Origin of the sequence: Microbacterium sp. (assembly GCF_036277215.1) — a bacterium.
In the GTDB taxonomy this organism is placed as follows: Bacteria; Actinomycetota; Actinomycetes; order Actinomycetales; family Microbacteriaceae; genus Microbacterium.
This window is the reverse complement of the sequence record NZ_DASUNI010000210.1, coordinates 1-4,734: the sequence shown is the minus strand read 5'-3', so window position 1 is coordinate 4,734 and position 4,734 is coordinate 1. Positions and strand designations below refer to the sequence as shown.

The 4,734-nt window shown below is 69.2% G+C and carries 5 protein-coding genes; 4 read left to right on the top strand and 1 reads right to left on the bottom strand.

The annotated features are described in order from the left end of the window. Positions 1–274 precede the first annotated feature (274 nt). Entirely contained in the window at positions 275–2,608 is a 2,334-nt protein-coding gene (locus tag VFX99_RS10730; protein ID WP_329666287.1) for a MinD/ParA family ATP-binding protein, read from the top strand. A 158-nt stretch (positions 2,609–2,766) separates the two neighbouring features. Here the strand turns inward: VFX99_RS10730 and VFX99_RS10725 are convergent, their stop codons facing one another. After that, positions 2,767–3,564: a hypothetical protein gene (locus tag VFX99_RS10725; RefSeq protein WP_329666286.1), complete on the bottom strand. Its 798-nt coding sequence runs from the start codon at positions 3,562–3,564 to the stop codon at positions 2,767–2,769. A gap of 197 nt (positions 3,565–3,761) precedes the next feature. Between VFX99_RS10725 and VFX99_RS10720 the strand changes: the two genes are divergently transcribed. The 3 genes from VFX99_RS10720 to VFX99_RS10710 form a co-directional block, all read left to right on the top strand. Continuing rightward, complete coding sequence (locus VFX99_RS10720) at positions 3,762–4,196, top strand: hypothetical protein (RefSeq protein ID WP_329666285.1); 435 nt, start codon at positions 3,762–3,764, stop codon at positions 4,194–4,196. Then, complete coding sequence (locus tag VFX99_RS10715; RefSeq protein ID WP_329666284.1) at positions 4,196–4,417, top strand: helix-turn-helix transcriptional regulator; 222 nt, start codon at positions 4,196–4,198, stop codon at positions 4,415–4,417. Before VFX99_RS10720 ends, VFX99_RS10715 begins: the two co-directional genes overlap by 1 nt. Next, a partial coding sequence (locus tag VFX99_RS10710) for an alcohol dehydrogenase catalytic domain-containing protein (RefSeq protein WP_329666283.1) occupies positions 4,414–4,734 on the top strand: 321 nt, incomplete at its 3' end. The genes VFX99_RS10715 and VFX99_RS10710, both read left to right, overlap by 4 nt.

Sequence of the window (4,734 nt, the reverse complement as noted above, 5' to 3'; positions counted from 1 at the left end):
CTCGCGTTCGCAATCAACGCCGCGACCATCGGATCCGTCGCCAACGCCGGAGCCTGGCAGGCGATCGTTGTGACGCAGTACTGAGTCGGGGCATCAGCTCGGCGGGTGCGTCCCCCCGAACCGCATCCGCCGAGCCGATGCTTCTCACACACCGGGAGGCGAAGTGACGACGATTCCGACGGCACCGTCCGATTCTGACACCTGGCGCCGTGCTTCCGGGGTTCTGCTCCTGGGCCCGGTGACCGGTTCCGGGCTTGTTCACGAGACGCACCTCGTGCAGCGACAGGATGGCCAGGTCGTACAGCTCTCGGAGCTGTTGAACCTCGTCCTGGACTCGGCGGCGACCGAGAAGCCGGCGCCCGAACTCGCCCGGGTGGTGAGCGAGGCGTACGGCAGGGAGCTCACTGTCGAGGGACTCCACCACCTGCTGGACACCAAGCTCGTTCCGCTGGGGCTCATCGAGCCGTCCGCCGAGGATGACCGGCCGCCGCCGCGGCTGCCCAAGGCAGATCCCCTTCTGGCGCTGCGTCTGCGCGGCACCATCCTCCCCGCTCGCGCGGTCAACGTCGTCGCGGGCATCCTGGCGCCGATCTTCCTTCCCGCGATCGTGGTGGTCGCTCTCGCCCTCCTCGTCACGCTCGACGTCTACCTGCTCATGATGGGCGACGCGCTTGCGGCGCTCGAGCAGATCCTGATGACCCCCGCGCTGCTGCTCGCACTGTTCGCCCTGCTGAGTCTCGGGGCGCTCATCCATGAGCTGGGACATGCGACGGCGTGCCGCTACGGCGGCGCCACGCCGGGTCGGATCGGATTCGGGCTCTACATCGTCTTCCCCGCCTATTTCACGAACGTGACCGACTCCTATCGACTTGATCGTGCGGGGCGGGTGCGAACCGACCTGGGTGGGCTGTACTTCAACGTGTGGTGCGTTCTGGCCGCCGGCGCCGGGTATCTGATCACGGGGCACGGCCTGCTGCTGCTGGTCGTCATCCTGATGCAGCTCCAGATGATCCAGCAGCTGCCGCCGTTCATCCGGCTGGACGGGTACTTCGTCCTCGCCGACCTGGTGGGCGTGCCGGACCTGTTCTCGCGCGTCGGTCCGGTCGCCCGCAGCATCCTCCCCGGCCGTGCGACGGATCCGCGAATCGCCGAGCTCAAGCCTGCAGCGCGGAGGATCGTCACCATCTGGGTGGTCACCGTGGTCCCGCTCCTGGTGATCGCGCTGCTCGTGTCGCTGTGGATGCTGCCGCTGGTGCTGACGAAGACCGTCGAGGCGATCTCGGTGCACGCCGCATCCGTGGTCACCGCGTGGGAGCAGATTGATCCGGTCCTGCTTGTGGTTGCGGTGCTCTCGATCGTGCTCCTCGTGCTTCCGCTGCTCGGACTGGCGGTGGTCCTCGTGCGCGTATCGGCACTTCTCGTCCGCGCAGCGACATCGGCCGTCCGGCGGCTGCGTCGAGCCCGTACTGCGGACGACCCTGATGAAAGGAAGAACGGGATGAGCACGATCCATCGGCCGCCGACCGACTCGACGGCATCCTTCGAGGGACTCGACGACGTCGTCGAGTCCGATGCGGCGGAGCGGATCGACGGGCCGCAGGACGTGGCCTCCGACGAGCCGCTGGTGGTTTCAGATCCGCAGCTGGCGGCCTCGGACGCGCCGGTGGCCGATGTCGGCGGCAGCGCTGCGACGCGCGCCTCGTTCCTGTGGGCGGAGCCGCGCGATCCCGCCGCGCAGGAAGGATGGCGCGGCTTCGTCGTCCGGTCGACGGGAATGCAGCTGCCGCCGTCGTCCGCGGAGCGCGACCGCCGCGGATACGCCGAGGCGGTGAGCCGCCGGTGGTTGACGCCGCGCACGGTCGCCGTCGTCAACGGCAAGGGCGGCGTCGGCAAGACCGTGACCACGGCGATGCTCGCAGCGGTGTTCGCCCGCTCGGGAGGGTCGGGCGTCCTCGCCTGGGATAACAACGACACGCGGGGCACCCTCGGCTGGCGGACCGAGAAGGCGGAACATGAGGCGACCATCCAGGACCTCCTCCCCTCGGCGTCGGAGATGCTCGCTCCGTCCGCCCAGGTCGCCGATCTCGCCCGATTCGTCCATCACCAGACGAGCGACAAGTACGACGTGCTGCGGTCCAACCCCGAGTTGCTGGCCACCAACCAGCGGATCACGCGGGAGGACTTCGATGCCCTCCACGACGTGGCCACCAAGTATTTCCGTGTCGTCTTCTTCGATTCCGGCAACGACGAATCCGCCCCGCGTTGGCTGCGCATGATCGACTTCACCGATCAGCTGGTGGTCGCCACCACGGCCTCCGCCGAATCCGCCGAGTCCGGGGCGCTTCTGCTCGAGGCCCTCCGGCAGCGGGACGAGGCCGGTGCCCGGTTGGCATCCTCCGCCGTCGTGATCGTGCTGCAGTCCGAGCGGGACGGCACGGCGGCCGCCGTCCGTCAGGTCGCCGACGGGTTCACGGGGTTGGCGCGCGCCGTCGTCACCATCCCGTTCGATCCCGCGCTGCACAACGGCCCGCTCCGCTTCGACAACCTGGCGCTCTCGACGCAGCGGGCCTGGCTGAAGGCGGCCGCTGCGGTGGCCGACGGCCTCTGAGCCGCGGAAGGACTGGACGGCGCTAGAAACTTCTGACCGCGAAGAGAAAGAACTTATCTTTCTAGCCTCCCGGGCGATCGACAGTCACGATGGTCTGTGGGGGACGGAGCGCCGTCGAGTGCGGGGGCCTTGCGCGGCGCGTTCCTCGTGCTGGGGGGTCAGCGACCCCGGCCGTCGGCGGTCTCCGTCGCGCGGCCGGGGGCCGCTTGCCCGGCCGCTTCCACCGCTTGCTCGGCCGCTTCCACCGCTTGCTCGGCCGCTTCCACGGTGAACGCCTCGACGAGGCCCAGGATCCCGATGCCGAAGAGCGTCCACCGCCCGCTGGGCACCTCGGCATCCTCCGGGATGTCGTACTCGGGGTGGTCCAGCCCCTCGGCCGCCCGGATCGCGAAGCCCTCGCCGAGCGCCGCCATCGCCTCGGTGAAGTCGACGATCGTCAGCGGCGACCGCATACGGCGCCCGAAGCGCTGCAGCAGCGCCGCGTAGAACTCCGCGAAGGCGGCGATCGATTCCCGGTGCCGGTCGGCGCTGGCGACCCGGAGCTCCGGCCAGGCGCCTGCCGCCGTGCGCAGCGCCAGGGCCGTGATGAACGCGTGCGAGTCGCGTGACGCGGGCTCGGTGTGGAACTTCGCGGTGTACGTGACGTGATCCAGCGCCGCCGTGCGAGCGACGTCGTTCAAGGATCCACCCGAGTCGAGCACGTCGCGGATCGCACTCGCCGCGCTCGCCACCGGCGGCGCGAAGCGCAGCCCCACCATCTCGACCGCGAGGTCGCGGTGGAACTCGGTCTGGTCCGCCCAGATTCGGTAGGCGGCTCCCGTCGTGAGCCCCACCGACCGCAGCACCTCCTGGAGCCGGATGTGCTGGACACCCGCGGTCGCGCCGCGCTCGAGCAGCATCTGAATGGCCGCCTCGAGGATGAGGCGGCGGGTTTCGTCGGCGGTTCGGCGGGCCATCCCCCCAGCCTGGCAGGGCACGGTCGATCCGGGATTGTCCTGCGCCATTTGCGGCAATCGGCTGACTCGGCGGGGGATGAGGACGCCTTTCGGCGCAACTCGGCACCGCGTAAGGACGTGACGTAAAAAATGTTTGACACCCGTTTCACGGCCGGCTACGGTCGCAGTGTCAAGTATTTTAGACATCGGAGAGGACCATGGTCTACGAGGAGCGCAACACCTGGGTGGGGCTGATCGTGAGCGTGATAGCGATGACGGTCTACGTGGTCGTCATCCTGCAGCAGGCCGACGGGGGTCCGCTGACCGACGTCGTGTGGTGGCCGATCATGCTGTGGACGATCGGGCTGAGCATCGTCGGCTCCATCGTGATCAGCATCCTGTGGGGGATCCTCGCGGGGATGCGCGACCCCGACGGCGTCGGCAGGTCGGACGTGCGCGATCGCGACATCGCGCGCATGGGCAGCCGGGTGGGGCAGGCATTCATGGTGATCGCCGGGCTCGGGGTGATCGTGCTGTGCGCCTTCGAGGCGGACTGGTTCTGGATCGCGAACACGATGTTCTTCGGCTTCTTCCTCACCGCGTTCCTCGGTGGCATCGCCAGCGTCATCGCCTACCGCCGGGGGATGGTCTGATGGTCAAGCCCACCCGGGTCACCAACTCGATCCGCGCGCTGCGCGAGGGCGCGGGGCTCACTCAGGTCGAGCTCGCGAGGCGCGTCGGCGTGACGCGGCAGACGCTCATTGCGATCGAGCAGGGGCGGTACTCGCCGACACTGGAGCTGGCGTTCCAGATCGCGCGGGTCTTCGGCGTCGGGCTCGACGACGTGTTCCAGTACCCGCAGGCGGAATCATGACGGATGCCGCCGCCGGCGTCCCCGCAGCGATGGACGCGTGGCGCCAGAATCGCTACGGCGGACCCGAAGCGGTCCGCATCGAACGGGTGGCGGTGCCAGTGCCCGGCCCGGCGGACGTGCTCCTCAGGGTGCGCGCCACCTCCATCAACTCCGGCGACGTCAAGGTGATGCGCGGCGTGCCGCTGCTCATCCGGCCGGTATCGGGTCTGCGCCGGCCCCGCATCGCGACCCGCGGGATCGACATCGCCGGCACGGTCGCCGCGATCGGCTCCGAGGTTAGGGCGTTCGCGATCGGCGACGAGGTGATGGGAGAGATC

Coding starts and splice junctions, on each gene's coding strand:
- VFX99_RS10715 (WP_329666284.1), top strand. CDS start 4,196: ATGGTCAAGCCCACCCGGGTCACCAACTCGATCCGCGCGCTGCGCGAG.
- VFX99_RS10720 (WP_329666285.1), top strand. CDS start 3,762: ATGGTCTACGAGGAGCGCAACACCTGGGTGGGGCTGATCGTGAGCGTG.
- VFX99_RS10725 (WP_329666286.1), bottom strand. CDS start 3,564: ATGGCCCGCCGAACCGCCGACGAAACCCGCCGCCTCATCCTCGAGGCG.